Origin of the sequence: Lutibaculum baratangense AMV1 (assembly GCF_000496075.1) — a bacterium.
Classification (GTDB): domain Bacteria; phylum Pseudomonadota; class Alphaproteobacteria; order Rhizobiales; family Tepidamorphaceae; genus Lutibaculum; species Lutibaculum baratangense.
Map to the genome: position 1 here is coordinate 86,334 of NZ_AWXZ01000037.1, position 19,966 is coordinate 106,299.

General features: G+C 69.4%; 22 protein-coding genes and 1 tRNA gene. 17 read left to right on the plus strand and 6 right to left on the minus strand.

Annotated features, from left to right (window positions below; translation table 11 throughout):
• Positions 1–66 precede the first annotated feature (66 nt).
• From N177_RS13735 to N177_RS13755, 5 genes are all read left to right on the plus strand, one after another.
• The gene (locus N177_RS13735) at positions 67–516 is read left to right on the plus strand and encodes a tellurite resistance TerB family protein (protein ID WP_023432965.1); all 450 of its coding nucleotides are present in this window, start codon (positions 67–69) and stop codon (positions 514–516) included.
• A 183-nt stretch (positions 517–699) separates the two neighbouring features.
• On the plus strand, positions 700–1,428 hold the full coding sequence (locus N177_RS13740; RefSeq protein WP_023432966.1) for a glutamine amidotransferase: 729 nt from the start codon (positions 700–702) through the stop codon (positions 1,426–1,428).
• 208 nt (positions 1,429–1,636) lie between these two features.
• Positions 1,637–3,385 (plus strand): type I secretion system permease/ATPase, encoded by a 1,749-nt coding sequence (locus tag N177_RS13745; protein ID WP_023432967.1) that lies wholly within the window; start codon positions 1,637–1,639, stop codon positions 3,383–3,385.
• A 10-nt stretch (positions 3,386–3,395) separates the two neighbouring features.
• Complete coding sequence (locus tag N177_RS13750) at positions 3,396–4,700, plus strand: HlyD family type I secretion periplasmic adaptor subunit (RefSeq protein WP_023432968.1); 1,305 nt, start codon at positions 3,396–3,398, stop codon at positions 4,698–4,700.
• Between the two features lie 142 nt (positions 4,701–4,842).
• On the plus strand, positions 4,843–6,114 hold the full coding sequence (locus N177_RS13755; protein WP_023432969.1) for an NAD-dependent epimerase/dehydratase family protein: 1,272 nt from the start codon (positions 4,843–4,845) through the stop codon (positions 6,112–6,114).
• Between the two features lie 67 nt (positions 6,115–6,181).
• Here N177_RS13755 and N177_RS13760 read toward each other — a convergent pair whose 3' ends face one another.
• The 4 genes from N177_RS13760 to N177_RS22085 all read right to left on the minus strand — a co-directional run bounded on the left by N177_RS13760 (position 6,182) and on the right by N177_RS22085 (position 8,239).
• On the minus strand, positions 6,182–6,370 hold the full coding sequence (locus N177_RS13760) for a hypothetical protein (RefSeq protein WP_023432970.1): 189 nt from the start codon (positions 6,368–6,370) through the stop codon (positions 6,182–6,184).
• Positions 6,371–6,485: 115 nt separating this feature from the next.
• Positions 6,486–6,866 carry a response regulator gene (locus N177_RS13765; protein ID WP_040485817.1) on the minus strand — a complete coding sequence of 127 codons (381 nt, stop codon included), beginning with the start codon at positions 6,864–6,866 and terminating at the stop codon, positions 6,486–6,488.
• 12 nt (positions 6,867–6,878) lie between these two features.
• On the minus strand, positions 6,879–7,439 hold the full coding sequence (gene hpt, locus N177_RS22080) for a hypoxanthine phosphoribosyltransferase (protein ID WP_040485818.1): 561 nt from the start codon (positions 7,437–7,439) through the stop codon (positions 6,879–6,881).
• A complete protein-coding gene (locus N177_RS22085) occupies positions 7,436–8,239 on the minus strand; it encodes a zinc-ribbon domain-containing protein (protein ID WP_023432973.1) in 804 nt (267 codons plus the stop codon). Before N177_RS22085 ends, hpt begins: the two co-directional genes overlap by 4 nt.
• A 220-nt stretch (positions 8,240–8,459) precedes the next feature.
• Here N177_RS22085 and ftsE point away from each other — a divergent pair, with 220 nt between their 5' ends.
• The 7 genes from ftsE (at position 8,460) to N177_RS13810 (ending at position 13,933) form a co-directional block, all read left to right on the plus strand.
• A complete protein-coding gene (ftsE, locus tag N177_RS13780) occupies positions 8,460–9,119 on the plus strand; it encodes a cell division ATP-binding protein FtsE (protein WP_040485819.1) in 660 nt (219 codons plus the stop codon).
• 17 nt (positions 9,120–9,136) lie between these two features.
• The gene (locus tag N177_RS13785; protein WP_023432975.1) at positions 9,137–10,087 is read left to right on the plus strand and encodes a cell division protein FtsX; all 951 of its coding nucleotides are present in this window, start codon (positions 9,137–9,139) and stop codon (positions 10,085–10,087) included.
• A gap of 181 nt (positions 10,088–10,268) precedes the next feature.
• Positions 10,269–10,883 (plus strand): YdcF family protein, encoded by a 615-nt coding sequence (locus N177_RS13790; protein ID WP_023432976.1) that lies wholly within the window; start codon positions 10,269–10,271, stop codon positions 10,881–10,883.
• Positions 10,884–10,885: 2 nt separating this feature from the next.
• Complete coding sequence (locus N177_RS13795) at positions 10,886–11,743, plus strand: lysophospholipid acyltransferase family protein (RefSeq protein ID WP_244444284.1); 858 nt, start codon at positions 10,886–10,888, stop codon at positions 11,741–11,743.
• A 76-nt stretch (positions 11,744–11,819) separates the two neighbouring features.
• On the plus strand, positions 11,820–12,032 hold the full coding sequence (locus N177_RS13800) for a hypothetical protein (RefSeq protein WP_023432978.1): 213 nt from the start codon (positions 11,820–11,822) through the stop codon (positions 12,030–12,032).
• A 207-nt stretch (positions 12,033–12,239) separates the two neighbouring features.
• Positions 12,240–13,568: a hemolysin family protein gene (locus N177_RS13805; protein WP_023432979.1), complete on the plus strand. Its 1,329-nt coding sequence runs from the start codon at positions 12,240–12,242 to the stop codon at positions 13,566–13,568.
• Positions 13,565–13,933 carry a VOC family protein gene (locus N177_RS13810; protein WP_023432980.1) on the plus strand — a complete coding sequence of 123 codons (369 nt, stop codon included), beginning with the start codon at positions 13,565–13,567 and terminating at the stop codon, positions 13,931–13,933. The genes N177_RS13805 and N177_RS13810 overlap by 4 nt, the downstream gene beginning before the upstream one ends.
• Before the next feature lie 165 nt (positions 13,934–14,098).
• Here the strand turns inward: N177_RS13810 and N177_RS13815 are convergent.
• Positions 14,099–14,173: transfer RNA gene (locus N177_RS13815), tRNA-Gly, on the minus strand.
• Between the two features lie 153 nt (positions 14,174–14,326).
• Here N177_RS13815 and N177_RS13820 point away from each other — a divergent pair.
• From N177_RS13820 to N177_RS13840, 5 genes are all read left to right on the plus strand, one after another.
• Positions 14,327–14,833, plus strand: a complete 507-nt coding sequence (locus tag N177_RS13820; protein ID WP_023432981.1) for a prolyl-tRNA synthetase associated domain-containing protein — start codon at positions 14,327–14,329, stop codon at positions 14,831–14,833.
• Between the two features lie 123 nt (positions 14,834–14,956).
• Positions 14,957–15,874, plus strand: coding sequence for a thioredoxin (gene trxA / locus N177_RS13825; protein ID WP_023432982.1), 918 nt, complete (start codon positions 14,957–14,959; stop codon positions 15,872–15,874).
• 7 nt (positions 15,875–15,881) lie between these two features.
• Positions 15,882–16,547 (plus strand): LON peptidase substrate-binding domain-containing protein, encoded by a 666-nt coding sequence (locus tag N177_RS13830; RefSeq protein WP_040485820.1) that lies wholly within the window; start codon positions 15,882–15,884, stop codon positions 16,545–16,547.
• Positions 16,548–16,567: 20 nt separating this feature from the next.
• Positions 16,568–16,759, plus strand: a complete 192-nt coding sequence (locus N177_RS13835) for a Trm112 family protein (protein ID WP_023432984.1) — start codon at positions 16,568–16,570, stop codon at positions 16,757–16,759.
• A gap of 31 nt (positions 16,760–16,790) precedes the next feature.
• Positions 16,791–18,578 carry a DUF4153 domain-containing protein gene (locus N177_RS13840; RefSeq protein WP_023432985.1) on the plus strand — a complete coding sequence of 596 codons (1,788 nt, stop codon included), beginning with the start codon at positions 16,791–16,793 and terminating at the stop codon, positions 18,576–18,578.
• Between the two features lie 98 nt (positions 18,579–18,676).
• Here N177_RS13840 and N177_RS13845 read toward each other — a convergent pair whose 3' ends face one another.
• On the minus strand, positions 18,677–19,909 hold the full coding sequence (locus N177_RS13845; protein ID WP_023432986.1) for an FAD-dependent monooxygenase: 1,233 nt from the start codon (positions 19,907–19,909) through the stop codon (positions 18,677–18,679).
• Positions 19,910–19,966 lie beyond the last annotated feature (57 nt).

Genomic DNA, 19,966 nt, shown 5'->3' on the forward strand with positions numbered 1-19,966 from the left:
CCTTGCCGCCGGGGCACGCGCTATCCACACTCTAGACCAACCCTCAAAACAGTAGGAACCGGCCCCATGTTCGGCGCCATCCAGAAGATGTTCCGCCAACTCGGCGGCTCCCCGGCGGAGGAGAGCTTCGCGGAGGACGATCCCCGGATCGCCGCCGCCGCCCTTGCCGTTCACGCCATCGCGATCGACGGCGAGGTGGACGAGGAAGAGCGTCGAAAGTTGCGTGCCGTTCTCTCGGAGCAGTACCACCTCGACGACGAGGAGACGGAGGCGCTCATCAAGGAGGCGCGTCGCCGGGATCTCGAGGCGGTGGACCTCTACACCTTCACCAGCGTCCTGAAGCGCAGCCTAGACGAGGAGCAGCGGGTCGAGATCGTCGAGATGCTCTGGCGCCTCGTCTATGCCGACGGGCAGGTGCACGAGTTCGAGGACAATCTCGTGTGGCGCGTCGCGGAGCTGCTCGGCGTCTCGGCACGGGATAGAATGCTGCTGCGAAAGCAGGTGACCGACGAATAGGCAGCTCACGATCCGTGCATCCATGTTGCATGGCAGCGAGCGCGACCCTATGATTCCGCACGTCGTGTCGCGTGCGCCGTCGCCGGCCGTCGCGGCCGCACCTTCCGCAGAACCATCTCGCTGCGAACAGCGCGAGGTGAGCCGTACAGTCCGCCGCCAGCATCGCCCGCCGACCGAGCCCAGATGACCGACCAGATTCTGATCGTTCTCCATCAGCCCACCTCGTCGCCCGGACGCATCGGCCAGCTTCTCTCGCGGCGCGGCTTCACCCTGGACATCAGGCGCCCCGTGCTCGGCGATCCCTTGCCCGACACGATGGCGGAGCACGCGGGCGCGGTGATCTTCGGCGGACCGATGAGCGCGAACGACACCGACGAGTTCGTGCGGCGCGAAATCGACTGGATCGGCGTGACGTTGAGAGAGGAGGCGCCGTTTCTCGGCGTGTGCCTCGGCGCCCAGATGCTGATCAAGCACCTCGGCGGCGAGATCAGGCCCCACCCCGACGGCTGCGCGGAGGTGGGCTACTACCCGCTGCGGCCGACTCCGGCGGGACGGGCGCTCATGGAGTGGCCGGAAACGGTCTATCAGTGGCATCGCGAGGGAATGGACCTGCCGAGCGGCGTGGAGCTTCTGGCGAAGGGTGACCTGTTCGAGAACCAGGCCGTTCGCGTCGGGCCCGCAGCCTTCGGCGTGCAGTTCCATGCCGAGCTGACGCTGGCCATGCTCCATCGCTGGACCACGCGGGGGGCGAAGCGCATGGAGCTTCCCGGCGCACAGGGCCGCAGGGCGCACTTCGAGGGTCGCGGCATCTACGACCCGGCGATCCTGCGCTGGCTCGGGAGCTTCCTCGACCTCTGGATCGCCTGCGACCCGCGGCAGCGCGAGGAGCCGCGGCGCGCCGCCGCCGGCTGAGATCCGCGCGCCCGTCTCCGCCCGGGCAGGTGCGTTGCTGCCTTTGCCGGCAGTCGTCATCCGGTCAAGACCTGTCAGAAGCGGTCGTCGGCAAGGCGGGCGAGTATCGGAGACTCGACACCTCGCCACAATTGCGGCAATCCTCAAGCTTAGATCTGGACGCGGATCGCACGGGGCAGCGGTCGAAGCGTCGTTGAGGAGGCCGCGCGTGGCGGAGCGTCTGGGGGTCGACAGAGATTTCGTAGCGGCCGTCGCGAGTTGCCGCCGCGCGCTGGTGGCGGTGGGGGCCTTCTCGCTCGCCCTCAACCTGCTGATGCTCACCGTTCCCCTCTACATGACGTCGGTCTACGACCGGGTCCTGTCGTCGCGGAGCGAAGAGACGCTGCTCGCGCTGACCATCGTGGCGGTCGGCGCCCTCGTCATCGCGGGCATGCTGGAATCGCTGCGCCAGTTCGTCCTGCAGCGCACCGGCGCGCGCCTCGAGACCTCGCTCGGCTCGCGCCTCCACGAATCCTCGCTGATGCTGGCGCAGACGCGGGGGCCGGACGTGCAGGGGCTGCGCGACCTCCAGCAGGTCCGGCAGTTCATATCGTCGCCGCTGGTCGGAGCCTTCTTCGACGCGCCGGTCGCGCCGCTCTACCTCGCCCTCATCTTCATCATCCACCCCGACCTCGGGTGGATCACACTCGCGGCCGCGATCCTGCTGCTCCTCGTATCGCTCCTGAACCAGCGCCTCACCGCGAGACCGCTGGCTCAGGCCGGCCAGCACACCATCGCCGCGCTGCAGAAGGCGCAGGCGCATGCGCGCAACGCCGAGCTCGTGCGGGCGATGGGCATGTCGTCGAACTGCGTGACGTCATGGGGCGAGGACAATGCCAAGGGGATGGTCGAAGCCGACAGGGCGGGCCGGACGAACGCGGTGCTCTCGGGCCTCACGCGCTTTCTGCGGCTTCTCCTCCAGATCGCGATTCTCGGCTACGGCGCCTATCTCGTCCTGACCCACAACACGCTGAGCGGCGGCATCATCTTCGCTGCGTCCATCATCTCGTCGCGGGCGCTCGCACCGATCGACCAGGCGATCGGCGGCTGGCGCAGCTTCGTCTCCGCCTCGCAGTCCTGGGCGCGCCTGAAGGAGTTGCTCGCCGCTGCCGGGATCGAGCACGAGCGCATGTCGCTGCCCGCGCCGAAGCCGTCGCTGCAGGGCGAGAAGCTCGTCTATTTCGCAGCCCCCGGCGGCGACCCGATCCTCAAGGGCCTCAATTTCCTCATCGAGCCGGGGGAGGTCGTCGGGATCATCGGCCCGAGCGGCGCCGGCAAGTCCACGCTGGCGCGGCTCCTCGTCGGGGCCATCCGCCCGACGCAAGGCGTGGTCAGGATCGGCGGCGACGACCTGAACCAGTGGGCGAGCTCCGCGCTCGGCCCCTTCATCGGCTACGTTCCCCAGGACGTCGAGCTCTTCCCGGCGACCGTCGGCCAGAACATCGCGCGGATGAGCCCCGAGCCCAACGCCGCAAAGGTCGTCGAGGCGGCGAAGCTCGCCAATTGCCATGAACTGATCCAGCGCCTGCCCAAGGGCTACGACACGCTGCTCGGTCCAGGCGGCCACTCCCTCTCCGGCGGCCAGCGCCAGCGCATCGCCCTCGCGCGCGCCTTCTACGGCCAGCCGCGCCTCGTCGTCCTGGACGAGCCGAACGCCTCTCTCGACAATGACGGCGAGCAGGCGCTCATCCAGGCGCTGAAGGACGCCCACGCGGCGGGCATCACCTGCGTCGTCATCACGCAGCGCACGAGCATCGTGCCCGCGCTCACCAAGGTCATGGTGCTGCGCGACGGCAGGATCGAGGATTACGGGCCCAGGGACGAGGTGCTTCAGCGGCAGATGCGGGCCCAGGGCGCCGCCGCCGCGGGACAGGTGGCCCCGCGGCCGGCGAACGCTCCGGCCGCCAGGGCGAACTGAGGAGGCGGTCATGGCCGAGTGGCACAAGAACGTCGCAACCGGGATCGGGCGCCCCGTCGTCATCGGGATCCTGATCCTCGCTCTGGGTTTCGGAGGCTTCGGCACGTGGGCCGCGGTCGCCCCGCTGGCCGGCGCGGTCGTCGCGCCCGGCACGGTCGTCACGCTCGGGCGCAACAAGCTCGTCCAGCACCTGGAGGGCGGCATCGTCCGCGAGATCCTCGTGAAGGAGGGAGAGCGCGTCGAAGGCGGGCAGCCGCTGATCGTGCTCGACCCCACGCAGCCCGAGGCGCGGCGCAACCGCATCCAAGCCCAGCTCGACGTGCTCGACGCCCTCGAGGCCCGCGCCGTCGCGGAACGTGACGGGGACCACGAGATCGCGTTCCCCGAGGCCCTGCTCGCCAAGGACACGCCGGAGGTCGTTCGCGTGGTCGCCGACCAGCGTGCCGAGTTCGAGGCGCGGTTCGAGAAGCACCAGGCGGAGCTCGGAATCCTCGGACAGCAGATGGCCGCTCTCAACGAGGAAATCACCGGACTCGAGGCCCAGAAGCAGGCGATCGAGATCCAGCTCGAGCTCATTCAGGAGGAAAAGGCCGACACCGAGAGCCTTCTGCAGAAGGGGCTCGCACGCAAGACGCGCGCGCTCGAGCTGCGCCGGGCGGAAGCCGACCTGATCGGCCGCCAGGGACAGCTGACGGCCGCCATCGCCAAGGCCCGCCAGACGATCACGGAGGCGGAGCAGCAGATCCAGCGCCTCAGGATCGCCCGCCTGGAGGAGGCCGTGAGCCGGCTGAGCGACGTGCGCCTGAAGCGCTCCGACTTCACCGAGCAGCTGCGCGCCGCGCAGGACGTACTCGACCGTCTCGTCGTGCGCACCCCCGTGCCGGGCACGGTGATGCAGCTCACGAAGTACAACCCGGGAGCCGTCATCTCGCCGGGCGAGCCCCTGATGGAGATCGTGCCGGAGAGCTCCGGCCTCGTCATCGAGGCCCATGTGCGCCCGCAGGACATCGACGAGGTGCGCCTGGGCCAGCAGGCGCGGCTCGCCTTCTCCGCGCTCGACCAGCGCGAGGTGCCGCCGGTGCCGGGCGAGGTCGACCGCGTCTCGGCCGACCGGTTCGTGAACGACAAGACGGGCGAGGCCTACTATCTCGTGCGCCTGGCGATCACCGTGGATCCGATCGAGGGTTTCGATCCCGCCGCGATCGGGCCCGGGCAGCCGGTCGAGGTCTTCATCACGACGGAAGAGCGCACCTTCCTCACCTACCTGACGGACCCGATCAGGAAGACCTTCCGGCGCTCGCTTCGGGAGAGCTGAGCGGGAGCGTTCAGTCTGATCGCCGCACGACAGAGGGGTGGGTTCCTGCCGCCTCACCTTGTGATCCACAGATGACGGGTGTAAATCACCGGCCTGCGTTCGCCGGCTCGTCCCGGCGGCAGTTCGCTGAACTGGATGAGTTATGAAGGTCATCGTACTGGGCGGAGACGGCTTCTGCGGGTGGCCGACGTCGCTGCACCTGTCACGGCGCGGTCATGACGTGGTCATCGTCGACAACCTGTCGCGACGCAAGATCGACGTCGAGCTCGAGGTGGAGTCGCTGACGCCGATCAGGCCGATCTCCGAGCGGCTCCGGGCCTGGCGGGAGCTCACGGGCCGGGAGATCCGCTTCGTGAACTTCTCCGTCGACCAGCACTACCACCGGCTCCTCTCGCTCATCCGCGACGAGAAGCCCGACGCGATCATCCACTTCGCCGAGCAGCGCGCGGCGCCGTACTCGATGAAGTCGTCCTGGCACAAGCGCTACACCGTCTCCAACAACCTCAACGCCACGAACAACGTGCTGGCCGCGATCGTGGAGTCCGGTCTCGACGTCCACCTCGTCCATCTCGGCACGATGGGCGTCTACGGCTATGGCACTGCGGGGATGCAGATCCCCGAAGGCTATCTGAAGGTGAAGGTCGAGGGGGAGAAGGGCCACTACGTCGAGCAGGAGATCCTCTATCCCGCAAATCCCGGGTCGATCTACCACATGACGAAGACCCAGGATCAGCTGTTCTTCTACTACTACAACAAGAACGACGGCGTGAAGATCACCGACCTCCACCAGGGGATCGTGTGGGGCACGCAGACCGAAGAGACGGAGCTCGACGAGCGGCTCATCAACCGCTTCGACTATGACGGCGACTACGGCACGGTGCTGAACCGCTTCCTGATGCAGGCCGCCATCGGCTATCCGCTGACCGTGCACGGCACCGGCGGGCAGACGCGCGCCTTCATCCACATCAAGGACACGTGCCGCTGCATCGAACTCGCGCTGAACAACCCGCCGCAGCGGGGCGAGCGCGTCAACATCCTCAACCAGATGACCGAGACCCACAAGCTGCGGGACCTCGCGGCCATGGTCTCGAAGCTGACGGGCACGCCGGTCGAGCATGTCCGCAACCCGCGCAACGAGGCGGAGGAGAACGACCTCCACGTCGCCAACGACCGCTTCCTGCATCTCGGTCTCGAGCCGATCACCCTGCAGGAGGGCCTCCTGAAGGAGGTTCAGGACATCGCGCGGCAATATGCCGACAGGTGCGACCGCTCCAAGATTCCGTGCGTGTCGCTCTGGCGTCGCCGGGACGAGACGGCCGAGGCTCCGGACGCCGTCGCGCCCTCGCGCCCCGACGCGGCCCCCGAGCGCGGCAACGGGTCGATTCCGGTCGGTCGCCACCGGACGATCCAGTAGGCCCGCGCGGCGGGCAGTCCGGGAGCGGCGCCGCGAAGAGCAGCACCGCCCGAGCCGGGAGCCTCCGTCAGGTGCCGGGTTCTCGACGTCCGGGCTTCTGGACCTCGCCATGGTCCAGCGCGTCCTCGCCCGGCGGGCGATGCTCCGTCGGCGTCACGCCGGCCGCGCGTTCGAGGCTGTCCTGCGTCTCCGTCTTGCGGCCGCTCTCCTTGCCGAAGAGGCCTTCGACGAGCCCGCGCAATCCGGTCTTGCTCATGGGTCGCTCCATCGCATGTCGGCCGCAGGAACGTGCCGCATGCGACGGGGTTCCGCAGGGTCGCCCGCGCCCCCGTTGGCAGCCGCCGGGGGGCGGGACCGGCGGATGAAGGCTCTCAGCCCCTGGCGGCCAGCTGCTCCAGGGCGGCGTTCACCCGCGCGGTGATCTCGGCGAGCGTGAACGGCTTCTCGACCACGTCGAGCACGATCTCCTCGAGGCCGTGCGCGCGCTCGCGCTGGTGCGCGTAGCCCGTCATCAGCATGATCGGCAAGTCCGGACGCTCCCGCGCCAGGTTGAGCGCGAGCGCGATGCCGTCCATCACGGGCATCTGGATGTCGGACAGGACGAGGTCGACCTCCCCCGCCTCGCCCCTCAGCATCTCCAGCGCTTCCGCGCCGTCCTCGGCCTCGTGGACCGTATGCCCGGCACGTTCCAGCGCCCGGCGCACGAAGGCGCGGACGGAATCGTCGTCCTCGACCACAAGCAGCGCAGCCATCGCGCCCAATTCCTACTTCCTGTCGGACCTTTCCTCCACGATGCCGACGAACGGCAACTCGCGGAAGGCGTGGGCGACGTCCATCCCGTAGCCCACGACGAAGAGGTCCGGACACTCGAATCCGACGAAGTCGGCCTCGATATCGGCGCTGCGATGGCCCGGCTTGTCGAGCAGCACGCAGGAATGAACGCTTCTGGCCCCCCGCGCGACCATCAGGTCCTTCGCGAAGGCAAGCGTGCGCCCCGACTCCAGAATGTCGTCCACCAGGATGACGGAGCGCCCGTGCATGTCCATCTCGACATCGCGCAGGATCGTCACCTGCCCTCTCGAGGTCGTGCCCGCTCCATAGCTCGACAGGCTCATGAAATCCACCTCCGGCGACACGCCCGCCTCGTAGAGCGCGCGCAGAAGGTCGGAGGCGAAGACGAAGCTCCCCTTGAGGATCGCGACGATGAGGAGATTGGAGAGATCGAGGCCGGCGATCTCCCTTGCGATGGCGGCGTTGCGCGCGGCGATGTCCTCGCAGGAGTACAGCACGCGAATCCGGTGGCCCCGCCTTTCGACGACGCTCACGGCCGCATGCCCACCTGCTTCAACGCGCGGTCGACGAAGCGCAGCTCGACCGTCTCCGCGCTTGCGGGAGGCGAGGCCAACCGCGTGCGGAAGGGCAGCTCTCCACCGCGCTCGAGCGTGCGCTGCACGGGCTCGATCGTCCAGTTGTAGAGCTCGTCGCCCGAGGGGCTGCGCAGCACGAAATGCAGCGCCGGCACTTCCGTGGCCGAGCCGCGAATGTTCAGTATCTTTCCTTCCACGACGAGGGTCGGGACTCCATCTTCGACGATTCGCTGAGGCGCGAGCGCTTCGAAGCGCAGGCCACGAAGGTTGACGGGCAGACCGACCGCCCCGTAGACCCTCGCCGTCTGCGGCACCGCGCGCACCACGTCTTCGCGATATTGCACAGCGAGCACCGTCATGGCCAGAGTGGCGCCGATGATGAAGCCGTAAAGGACCCTCACGCCCGCATTGCCCGCCTTCTGTCGGCGAACCCTCACATGGGCCGCGGCACGGGCGGCGGCGACCTCGTCGTTCGGGCTTCTCTCGGCGATCGCTGCATCCGCGCCCTGCGGGAGATCGTCGTCCTCGACCATTTCCGCCGCGACGAGATCCCCCTCGCGCAACACGATCGGCTGGGCCTTCGGCCCCTCGGCAGCGGGCGTCTCTCCTGCGGGTTCCGCGCGCTCGACCACCTCCTCGGGGGCGCCCGCGTGCCATCGGTGCCCGCAGCGCGCGCAACGCACCTTGCGGCCGCCGGCCGGCATGGCCTCGTCGGCGATCTCGTAGGAGGTCTCGCAGCTGGGACAGGTAATCTTCATGGGCTCGGTCGGCGAGAGGTTACCGGTTCCAACAGCAGGCCCGATTATGATTAATGCGGCGTTAAGGCCGGCGGGCTAGGGTTCACGCGTCCGGCCGGGAAGCGTCCTGCGGCGCCGCCTGTCGGGCCTCGAAGCGGCACCGCGCCGCCGCCCGGAGGCTTCCTCGTCACGGGCGGCCCGCCCGCGAATGAGCAGTATGTCCAGCTTCGGAGGAGATGGCTTGATCCGTCTCGAGAATGTCGGGTTGCGATACGGAATGGGCCCGGAGGTGCTGCGCGACCTCTCCTTCCGCATCGACCGCGGCACGTTCCAGTTCCTGACCGGCCCTTCGGGCGCCGGCAAGACGTCGCTCATGCGGCTCCTCTTCCTGTCGCTCAAGCCGACGCGGGGGCTGATGACGGTGTTCGGCCACGACGTGACGACGCTCTCACGCGGCACGTTGCCGACGCTCCGCCGGCGCATCGGCGTCGTCTTCCAGGACTTCCGCCTGCTCGACCACCTGACGACCTACGAGAACGTCGCACTGCCGCTGCGCGTGATGGGGAAGGCCGAGGCCGACTATCGCACCGACGTGGTGGAGCTTCTGGGCTGGGTGGGGCTCGGCGACCGGCTCCACGTGCATCCGCCGGTCCTGTCCGGCGGCGAGAAGCAGCGCGCGGCGATCGCGCGGGCGGTCATCGGGCAGCCCGAGCTCCTGCTCGCCGACGAGCCGACGGGCAATGTCGACCCCACGCTCGCACGCCGCCTCCTGCGGCTCTTCCAGGAGCTGCACCGTCTCGGCACCACCGTCCTGGTGGCCACTCACGATATCGCCCTGATGGACCAGTACGATGCACGGCGCCTCGTCCTGAACGAGGGCCGCATGCACATCTACGACTGAGCGGGTGGCCGAAGCCGATGGCGCTTTCGTTGGGAGCCGAACGGGACGAGGATCTGGAGGCCGCCGAAGCCGCTCTCCGGCCGACGGGGCCGATCGTGCCTGCCGGGAACGTGGCGAGCAGGGCGCTCTTCGCCGTGCTCGCCATCATGACTTTCCTTTCCTGCATGACCGTCGGCGCGGTGGTCATGATCGCGGGGGCCGCATCGGAGTGGAGCTCCGACATCGCCAGCGAGATCACCGTCCAGGTGCGGCCGAGCGAGCGCACGGCGGAAGAGGTCGCCGCGGCACTGGAGATCGTCCAGGACACCGCCGGCGTCACCTCGGCGCGGGCGTTGAGCGACCAGGAGATCTCGCGCCTGCTCGAGCCGTGGCTCGGCGGCGGCCTCGACATCGAGGAGCTGCCCGTCCCGCGTCTCGTCGTCGCGACGATCGACCGCAGCGCACCACCCGACATCCCGGCGCTCCGCCGAGAGCTCGCCACGGCCGCGCCCTCCGCCTCCGTCGACGATCACGATCTCTGGCAGGCCCGGCTGGCGTCCATGGCGGGGGCGGTGGTCGTCGCCGGCCTCGTGGTGCTGGCCCTCGTGCTGACGGCGACCGTCCTTTCGGTCGTCTTCGCGACGCGAGGCGCCATGGCGACGAATCGAGGCATCGTCGAGGTGCTCCACCTCGTCGGCGCGAAGGAGCGCTTCATCGCGCGCCAGTTCGAGCGCCACTTCCTGCGCCTCGGCCTGAAGGGCGGGCTGAGCGGTGGCCTTGCCGCGCTCGCATGCTTCGGGCTCCTGCGATGGTGGGGATCCACGTTCCGCTCGACCGCGGCCGGGAGCCAGCTCGACGCGATGTTCGGCACCTTCGCGTTCGGCTGGGACGCCGTGCTGGCGATCGGCGCGACCGTGGTGCTCGTCGCCGTTCTCACCTCGCTGACGTCGAGACTTGCGGTCTTCGGCTTCCTCAAGGTCTTCGACTGATGTCCAGGGAATGGCGACGCCGCGCGATGACCCTAGATATCCGGTTCTTGCCGTGCCGCTGCCGCATTAATTAGTATCATAGGACGACATGGCCGATATCGATCGCGAGTGGACCCGTGCGGGCGGCAGGAATGCCGGCCCTGCCGCTCGAAGGTCCAGCACCAGCCGGAAGGGAGGCGTGATGCGGTGGCTGCTGCTCGCCCTCGCCGGGGGCGTGTGCATCCTGGTGATGGGATTCGCGAGCTTCGTGAGCACCGTCACCGATCTCCAGAAGCCGGCCCTGCCGGAGCGGGCGGACGCGATCGTCGCGCTGACCGGCGGCGCGGCGCGGATAAGTGACGCCTTGCGGCTCCTCGACGAGGGCCGCGCGACGCGGCTGCTCATCAGCGGCGTCAATCCCGACACGACCCAGGACGAACTGAAGCGGGTGGAGCCGCACCGCGACCAACTCTTCGGCTGCTGCGTCGACCTCGGCTACAGCGCGCTCAACACGGCAGGCAACGCCGAGGAGACGCGGAACTGGACCCGTGACAGGGGCTACCGCTCGCTCATCGTGGTCACGAGCGCCTATCACCTGCCGCGGAGCCTGACGGAGATCCGCCGGGAGTTGCCGGACGTCTGGCTCATCCCCTACCCCGTGGTCACCGACCATCTGCAACTGAGCCGGTGGTGGAGGGACCCGAAGGCAACACGGCTCCTCGTCTCCGAGTACGCGAAGTACCTCCTGGCCGTGACGAAGCTGAGGTTCGGGCGGCCCGCGACGGCCGCCGAAGCCCCGCCGATCGGAGACCGCTGATCGTGCCAGCGCCAGCCACGGCACGGCGGCCCGGAGCGGTCGTCATCGTGCGTTCGATACTCTTCAACCTGCTCTTCTACCTCAACGTTCTCGTGCAGATGATCGTCTTCATGCCGGCGCTCCTCCTGCCCCGGCGGGTCGGCATGAAGATCGTGACGAACTGGGCGAAGAGCTGCGTGTGGCTCCTGCGCGTCGTGGGGGGCGTGAAGCTCGAGGTTCGCGGCGAATCGCGGCGGCGGAGCGGCCCGGCACTCGTCGCCGCCAAGCACCAGTCGGTGTTCGAGACCTTCGCGCTGATCGCCTTCTTCGAAGACCCGGCCTTCATCCTGAAGCACGAGCTGAACCTGATCCCGCTCTTCGGGTGGTGGTCGGCGAGGATGCGGATGATCGCCGTGCGGCGCGGCAAGCGCTCGGCGGCGCTCAAGGAGATGACGCGCGTGGCACGCGACGCGGCACGATCGGGCCGCCAGGTCATCATATTCCCCGAGGGCACGAGGCGGTCTCCGGGCGCGCCGCCGCAATACAAGATCGGCATCGCGCATCTCTACGAAAGCTGCGGCGTCGAGTGCCTTCCCGTGGCGCTGAACACCGGACTGTTCTGGCCCCGCCGCAGCCCGTGGCGCTTCCCCGGCACGGCGGTGATCGAGTTCCTGCCGCCGATCCCGCCGGGCCTCGAGCGGATGGACTTCATCGCCGACCTCGAGGGCCGGATCGAGGCGGCGAGCGACCGGCTTCTCCTCGAGGCCGCGCAAGAGAGCCCCCCGCCGCCCCTGCCCTCCGCGGCACGCGAGCGGCTGGCGGAGCTCGGGGCGCAGGCCGCATGCGACGCCACGGGTCGACCTTTCGTCGCCGGACCCTAATTTCCCCCGCAGGGTTGCGCCACGCGGACGGCGACGTGTAGGGGTGGCCCTTCTTACCCCAGAGCCGGAGCGAGACATGGCGGAAGAAGGCATCCAGGGCGTCCTCATCGAGGAGTTGCAGGGCGTGACGCATCTGCCCGACGGCAAGGTGGCGGTGATCGTGCGCAACGCGGGCCAGCAGATCGGGCTCGTGTTCGAACCGGAAGACGCATCGGAGCTCGGCGACCTCCTGAGCTCGGCCGCGGCCGAGGGCGACGCGGGGCCGAACGGATCCGACGCGTCCGACTGACGCCGCTTCCCCGATCCGGAAGAGACGCCGGCGCCGTCCGCGCCGGCAGGTAGGGCTATCGGGCCATTCGCCGCCATTGCCGCACGGCTGGCGGCCACCTATCTTGCTGCGGCGGTCGCCGATCGGGCGGCCGCCCCCAGCAGACCATCGTCCCGCTGCCGAGCGTGAAGGGGCCCACGCGACCGGCGGCGGAAGAGCTCTTTTTCGATGCTTCTCTGGCAGTTGCTGATCGTCGCGGCCCTCATCCTGCTCAACGGCTTCTTCGCGATGTCGGAGCTCGCGATCGTGTCCGCGCGGAAGGTGCGGCTCGAGCGCATGGCGGCCACCGGAAATCGCGGTGCGGCAACCGCGCTCCGTCTCGCGAACGACCCCACGGGCTTCCTGTCGAGCGTCCAGATCGGGATCACGCTCGTCGGCATCTTCGCCGGCGCCTACGGCGGAACGGCCTTCGCGGAGCCTCTCGCTCGACATCTGGCGGGGGTGGGTGTGCCGGCGACGGTTGCGAGCGAGATCGCGTTCGGCCTCGTCGTCGCCGGGATCACCTACGTGTCGCTGATCGTGGGCGAGCTCGTCCCGAAGCGCCTCGCGCTCGGCCATGCGGAGGCCATCGCCTCCTTCGCGGCGGCACCGATGCTCTTCGTGTCGCGCCTCGCCTCGCCGATCGTCTTCTTCCTCCGCATCTCGACGAACCTCGTGCTTCGCCTCATGCGCGTCCGCCCGCGCGAAGGCAGCGACGTGTCCGAGGAGGAGGTGAAGGCGCTGATCGCGGAGGGCGCGAGGACCGGCGTCTTCGTGCCGGCGGAACGCGACATGATCAATGCCGTTCTGCGCCTCGCCGACCGGCCGGTCCGCTCGATCATGGTGCCGCGCACCGAAACCGTATGGCTGTCGCTCGAGGATCCCGTGGCGACGGTTCTCGAGGAGATCCGCGCCAGCGGACACTCCCGCTTCCCGATCACCCGCGGCGGCATGGACGACCTCCTCGGTGTCGTCCACGCGAAAGACCTGATCGCTCTGCCCCCGCATCCGAGCCCGGACGACATCGAGCGCGTCGTGAAGACGCCGCTCTACATCAGCGAGAACCTGCCGGTGCTGAAGCTGCTCGACCGTTTCCGCGGCTCGAGCGTGCACATGGCGGTCGTGGTCGACGAATACGGGGCGTTCGAGGGCGTCGTGACGCCGAACGATATCCTCACGGCCATCGCGGGCGACCTGCCCGAGCGCCCGGGGGACGACGCCCCCGAGGCGGTTCAGCGCAAGGACGGATCCTGGCTTCTCGACGGACGCATGCCTGTCGACCGCCTCGAGGGGATCATCGGCATCGCCGTCGACCCGGACGCAAGCTACGTGACGGTGGCAGGTCTCATGCTGGAGCGCATGGAGCGCATTCCCGAGGCGGGCGAGAGCTTCGTGTGGCAGGGCTGGGAGTTCGAGGTCGTCGATCTCGACGGCCGCCGCATCGACAAGGTGCTGGTTCAGCGGGCCGAAAGCCGCGGCGACGCAGGCGGCGGTTCGCCGTCCTGCGCTCCGCGATGACCGCCTGGCTGAAGGAGGCCTTCGGCTTCGAGCCCAGGGTGGAGTATGCCGACGAGAACGGCAACATCGCCCACGCGGAACTCGCCTTCGGCTCTTCGCTGATCATGGTGGGGCAGGCACGCGAAGATCCCTACGGCGCGCTCGTCGGGGACCCGGGCTCGGGCGGCGGCAAGTCCGTCTATGTCGCCGTGGACGATGTCGATGCGATGTTCGCCAGAGCCGGAGCGGCGGGTGCCACGATCGAGCAGGGCCTGACGGACCGCGACTATGGCAGCCGCGAGTTCATCTGCCGCGACCCCGAAGGCAATGTCTGGTGCTTCGGCACCTACTGGCCGAAATCGGGCGAGCCGCAGGAGCAAGACTGAGAGGCAGGAACACCGTGCCCGGCCGTGCGGCGGACGTCTTCACGGAGAGATTGCCGCCCGCTGCGACGTGCCCGGCCGGGCGCGGAGACGGGCATATCGACAGCACGCCGACGGCCGACGCACAGCGCGGCCGTCTCTACCCGGTCTCTGTCGAAGGAGAAAAACTGGAGCGGGCGATGAGATTCGAACTCACGACCCCAACCTTGGCAAGGTTGTGCTCTACCCCTGAGCTACGCCCGCATCCGTCGCGTCCGGGCCGTGTCGGCCGGAGCGAGGCCGTATATGCACGACGGGGACGGGCATTGCAAGGGGCTTGATCGGCGAAACTTGTGACGGGCGTGCGACGGGGCTAGGAGAGGCAGCCGAACCCGCCAATGCCGCTTCGAGGACCCCATGCCCGCCACGCCCGACGATCTCTTCGCCCGCCTGGACGAGCTCGGCATCGAGGTCGAGACGCGCCAGCACGCGCCGCTCTTCACGGTGGAGGAATCGCAGGCCCTGCGCGGCGAGATCCCCGGTGGACACACGAAGAACCTGTTCCTCAAGGACAAGAAGGACCGGCTGTGGCTCGTCGTCGCGCCGGAGGACGCCGCCGTCGACCTGAAGCGCCTGCCCGACGCCATCGGCTCGGCGCGGCTGAGCTTCGGCAAGGCCGAACTGATGGAGGAGGTGCTGGGCGTGGTGCCGGGCTCGGTCACGCCCTTCGCGATCATCAACGACACCGGCGGCCGGGTGAGCGTCGTCCTCTCCGACGAGCTTCTCGGCCACGAGGTGCTGAACTTCCACCCCCTCGTCAACACGATGACGACGACGATCGGCCGCGACGACCTCGTCGCCTTTCTGAAGGCCGAGAACCACGCGCCGCTCGTCGCCACGCTGCCGACGGTCGACGCCGGCTGAAGCGGGAGCGACGATCGCGTCCCGGAGCATTTGCAGAATGGGCCCGCGCGCCCCATCTTGCAGCGAAAGTTCGACCGCGGCAGGCCAAGCCGCGGCAGCCACTAGAGACAAGGACGGGGTGACATGGAGCTCTTCTCGACGGGACAGGCGGCGGCGCCGGCCGGCGGCGACCTCATCAAGGACACGACGACGCAGGGCTTCATGGCCGACGTGGTGGAGGCTTCCCAGCAGGTCCCCGTGCTCGTCGACTTCTGGGCGCCGTGGTGCGGCCCGTGCAAGCAGCTGACGCCGCTGCTCGAGAAGGTGGTCCGCGAGGCGAAGGGCAAGGTGAAGCTCGTCAAGATGAACATCGACGAGCACCCGGCCGTCGCGCAGCAGATGGGCGTGCAGTCCATCCCGGCCGTGTTCGCCTTCGTCGACGGGCGCCCCGTCGACGGCTTCATGGGGGCGCTGCCGGAGAGCCAGCTGAAGCAGTTCATCGACCGGCTCGCCGGCCCCGACGGCGGCGCCGAGGATCCCGAGGCGCAGGCTCTCGAGATGGCGGATGCGGCGCTCGAAGCCGGCGACCTGCAGCAGGCCGCCGCAGCCTACGGCGCGGTGCTCCAGGCGAACCGGGAGAACCTGGCCGCGCTCGGCGGGCTGGCGAAGACGCTGGTGCGGGCCGGCGAGCTCGACCGGGCGCGCCAGACCCTCGATACGGTGCCGGCCGACAAGCAGGGCGACGCGGCGATCGCCTCGGCCCGCGCGGAGCTCGACCTCGCCGAGCAGGCGGCCTCGCTCGGCGACCTGTCGGAACTCGCGAACCGCATCGAGGCCAATCCCGAAGATCACGAGGCGCGCTTCGAGCTTGCCCTCGCGCTCAACGCCCACGGCGACCGCGGCGATGCCGTGAACCACCTCATCGAGATCGTGCGCCGCGACCGGGCGTGGAACGACGACGGCGCGCGCAAGCAGCTTCTGCAGTTCTTCGAGGCATGGGGCCCGAAGGATCCGGCGACCCTGTCGGGCCGCCGCAAGCTCTCCTCGGTCCTCTTCTCGTGAGATGTCCTTGGCGGTGAACCGATCCCCCAGGCGACCGGCCGACGTGCCGAACGTCATCCCCGTCTTCCCGCTGCCGGAAGCGCTCCTGCTCCCGCGCGGCGAGCTGCCGCTCAGCATCTTCGAGCCTCGCTACGTCGCGATGGTCGACGATGCGCTCGCGGGAGACCGGGTGATCGGCATGGTGCAGCCACGCCCCGGCGAGGAGACAGACCCGCCGCGCCTGAGCGATGTCGGCTGCCTTGGCCGGATCACCTCCTTTCAGGAGACGGACGACGGGCGATACCTCATCACGCTGACGGGCGTCTGTCGCTTCCGCGTCCAGGAGGAGGTCGACACGGGCACACCCTACCGCCAGTGCCGGATCTCCATCGCCGACTTCGTGGACGACCTCGAGCCGCGCCACGGCGAGGAGGGTGTCGACCGGACGCGCCTCCTGTCGACGTTCCGCGCCTATCTCGACGCGAACGGCCTGGAGACCGACTGGGATGCCATCAAGCGCGCCTCGACCGAGACGCTCGTCAACGCCCTGTCGATGATGAGCCCCTATGGGGTGCGCGAGAAGCAGGCCCTGCTCGAGGCGCAGGACCTGTCGACGCGCGCCGAAGTGCTGATCGCGGTCACGGAGATGGCACTCGCCCGCGGCGACGACGACAGCGGCTCATCCCTCCAGTAACGGCAAGCGGCAGCGAGACAATGGACGACACCACCTCCCGCGCGATCGACCCGAAGCTCCTCGAGATCCTCGTTTGCCCCGTCACGAAGACGGTGCTCGAGTACCACCGCGACCGGCAGGAGCTCGTCAGCCGCGCCGCGAAGCTCGCCTACCCGATCCGCGACGGCATCCCCATCATGCTGCGCGAGGAGGCACGGCCGCTGGAGGACTGAGATCCCTTCCGGCCGCCCCGCCCGCGACCCCATGACCACGCCACCGCGGACGTCGTTCCTGGCCTCGCTGCTGTCGCCGGATCTCGGCCGGGGGCTGCGGCGATTTCCCCTGCCCTGCCTGTTCGCCACGCTGCTCGCGGTGCTGGTGTCGCTCGACCAGTTCGATTCCGCCCTCCTGTCCGGGGCCGACGAGCGGATCTTTTCGGTGCTCGTGGCAGCCGGGCTCGCGGCGCTCGGCGCGGACCTCCTGTCGGAGGGGCGGTCATGGCAGGGCACCCGCCGGATGGTGGCCGACGGCCTTGCCGTCCTCGCCGTGGCGACGCTCTTCCTCCTGCCCCTTCCCTACGGCGCCTTCACACCGGGGCTGATCGCGGGCCTCCTCGTCTTCGTCGGAGTCGCGGGCTTCGTCGGGCCGCAAAGCTCGCTCGACCGGTTCTGGCGCTTCAACGAGAACGTCTGGGTGTCGGCGGGGATCGCCGTTCTCGCCGCCGGCGCCTTCGCGATCGGCATCTTCGCGATCGAGCGGAGCCTCGACATCCTGTTCGGGATCGACTTCCAGGAGATCGTCACGAACGTCGTCTTCCCATTCTCCTTCTGCCTGCTCGCGCCGCTGATGTGGCTCGCTTCGATCCCGCGGCTCGGCGAGACATCCGAGCTCGAGCCCGACCGCTTCCTCGACCGGGCGGTGCGGCTGCTGGCGCGCTTCATCCTCGTGCCCCTGCTGACGACCTACACGGTGATCCTCTTCGCCTACACCGTGCAGATCCTCCTCCTGTGGCGGCTGCCGGAGGGGCAGGTCGGGTGGATGGTCTCCGCCTTCGGCGTCGCCGGCGCGCTCACCGTGCTCTTGCTCTACCCAGAGCGGAACCACGGCGGCCGCTTCGTCCAGTTCTTCACGCGCTGGTGGTTCGCTGCGACGATCGTCCCGGTCGTCCTGCTCGCCTTCGCCGCCTATGTCCGGATCTCGGAATACGGGCTGACCCCGCCGCGCTACGCGCTCGTTCTCATCGCGATCTGGCTCGGCGCCATGGCGCTCCTGTTCGCCAGGCCGAGGTTCGAGCGCGACGTCAGGCTCATACCGGGCATCCTCGCGGTGCTCGTCGTCCTCGGGTCGTTCGGCCCCTGGGGCGGCATGGCGATGAGCGCGCGCTCGCAGGCCGACGAGTTCGTGACGCTCGCCCGGCAATCGGGCTGGGCGGACGGACGCACGCTGGACGAGGCGGCGCTGCGGGCCGCAGCCTCCGCCACGCGGCTGCGCGGCGACGACAGCCCCGTCTGGCGGGCGCGCTCGATCCTGAACCAGATCGCCGAGCTCGAAGGCATCGACATGCTCGCCGCACGATTCGACAACCCGGAGGCGCTGACGGTCATCGTCGGTCCCGGCCGGAACCTGCGGGAAGCCTTCTCCGGGGAGCTCGGCATCGACGCTGACGCCCTGCCGGCGAGGCCGCGGGGCATCGTCGCGTCCGGCGATCCCTCGCCCTTCGACCTCACCGGCTACGCGGTGGCGATCGGTCCCACAAGCCTGCCCGAGCAGCCGCAGCCGGCCGGCGCGGGTCGGCTCAGCGGCGGCAGCTTCGAGGCGCGCCTGCCCTCCGGCGCCCTGCTGTCGGCCGATCTCACACCGCTGGTCGACGCTTCGGCCAGTGAGACGGATCCGGTCTCGATCCCCTCGTTCTTCAAGGTGCCCGGTCCCGCCGGCGACGACATCGGCGTGATGATCGTCGAGATCGGCGGCCTGTGGTCGGAGGGGCGGCTCGAGCTCCACGCGCTGAAGCTCGTGCTCTTCCTGCCCGAGAGCGAGGCTGGATCACGATGATGTCTGGCCGATTCGACCAGACATCATGAACTCTTCGATTCAAGTGGTTCAGAGCGGGATGCGGGCGGCAAACCGGTCCCACGTCTCCTCATCCCGCTCTAGATCGGCAGCCCCGTGAAGAGCCGCGGCGGCGTCACGATCCGTCCGTCGGCGTCCTGCGTCAGCCTCGCCTTGATGCGCGGCGCGCGCTCCACGAGGGAGAGGCCGACGTCCCGCAATGTGCGCAGCGGGCCCCAATCGGCGGCGAACAGCCGGTTGAGCCCGTCCGTCGCCGCCGCGATCGCCACCGCGTCGGGCCGGCGCCAGCGGGCGTAGCGCTCGAGCACGTGGAGACTGCCGAAATCCTCCCCCCGCCGCGCCGCCTCCACGACCACCTCGGCGAGCGCCGCCGCATCGCGCAGGCCCACGTTGAGGCCGAGGCCGGCGAGCGGATGCAGGCGGTGGGCGGCATCGCCGATCAGCGCCACGCGCTCGGCCGCGTAGCGGCGGGCGAGCACGAGCGACAGCGGGAAAGACAGCGGCCCCTCGACCACCTCGATCGCGCCGAACTCCGGCCCGGCGGCACGCTCGATCTCCTGCCGGCGCGCCTCGGCGTCGAGCCTCATCACCGCCTCGGCCCGCTTCGTCGGCAAGGTCCAGACGAGGCCGGTCCTGTCCTCCGGCAGCGGCAGCATCGCGAACGGCCCGCTCGGCAGGAAGTGCTGGACGGCGGCGCCCTCGTGCGGCATCTCGGCCTTGAGGATCGCCACGACGGCACTCTGCTCGTAGGGCCATTCGACCGCCCCGATGCCCGCGCCCCGGCGGACGGCGGAGCGCGCGCCGTCGGCACCGACGAGGAGGCGCGCGGCCTGCGGCTCTCCCAAGGGACCGATCGACTGCGGCCCCCTCTCGAGGCCGCGGATGCGCCGCCCGTAGGCCGGGCGGATCGAGGCCTCGTCGCAGGCCTGCTCGACCGCCCGGACCAGGTGGCGCGCCTCGACGAAGTAGGCGATCGGTTCGCCCCACTCCGTGTCGCCCTGCAGATTGAGAAGGATCGGCCGGATGATCTCCTCGGCGCGGCAGTCGCCGATGCGCAGCTCGTGCGCGGGCTGAACTTCGTGCTCGAAGCGCTGCCAGACGCCGAGCATCTCGAACATCTGCCTCGCCCCGGGGGTCAGCGCATAGGCGCGGATGTCGTCGTGCCCGCCGGGGCCAGGCGCGCCGTCGATCAGGCGTATGTCGAGATCGCGGCCGGCCGCCTCGGCGAGGCAGAGCGCCAGCACCCGCCCGGCGAGGCCCGCTCCGGCGATCATCACGTCCGCTTGCGGCACCTGTCTTGACTTGGCGCTCATGGGCCCTTCACCTTCCGCGTCCGTTAGGTCCGTCACCGTGAACGGAGACGGGTTTCG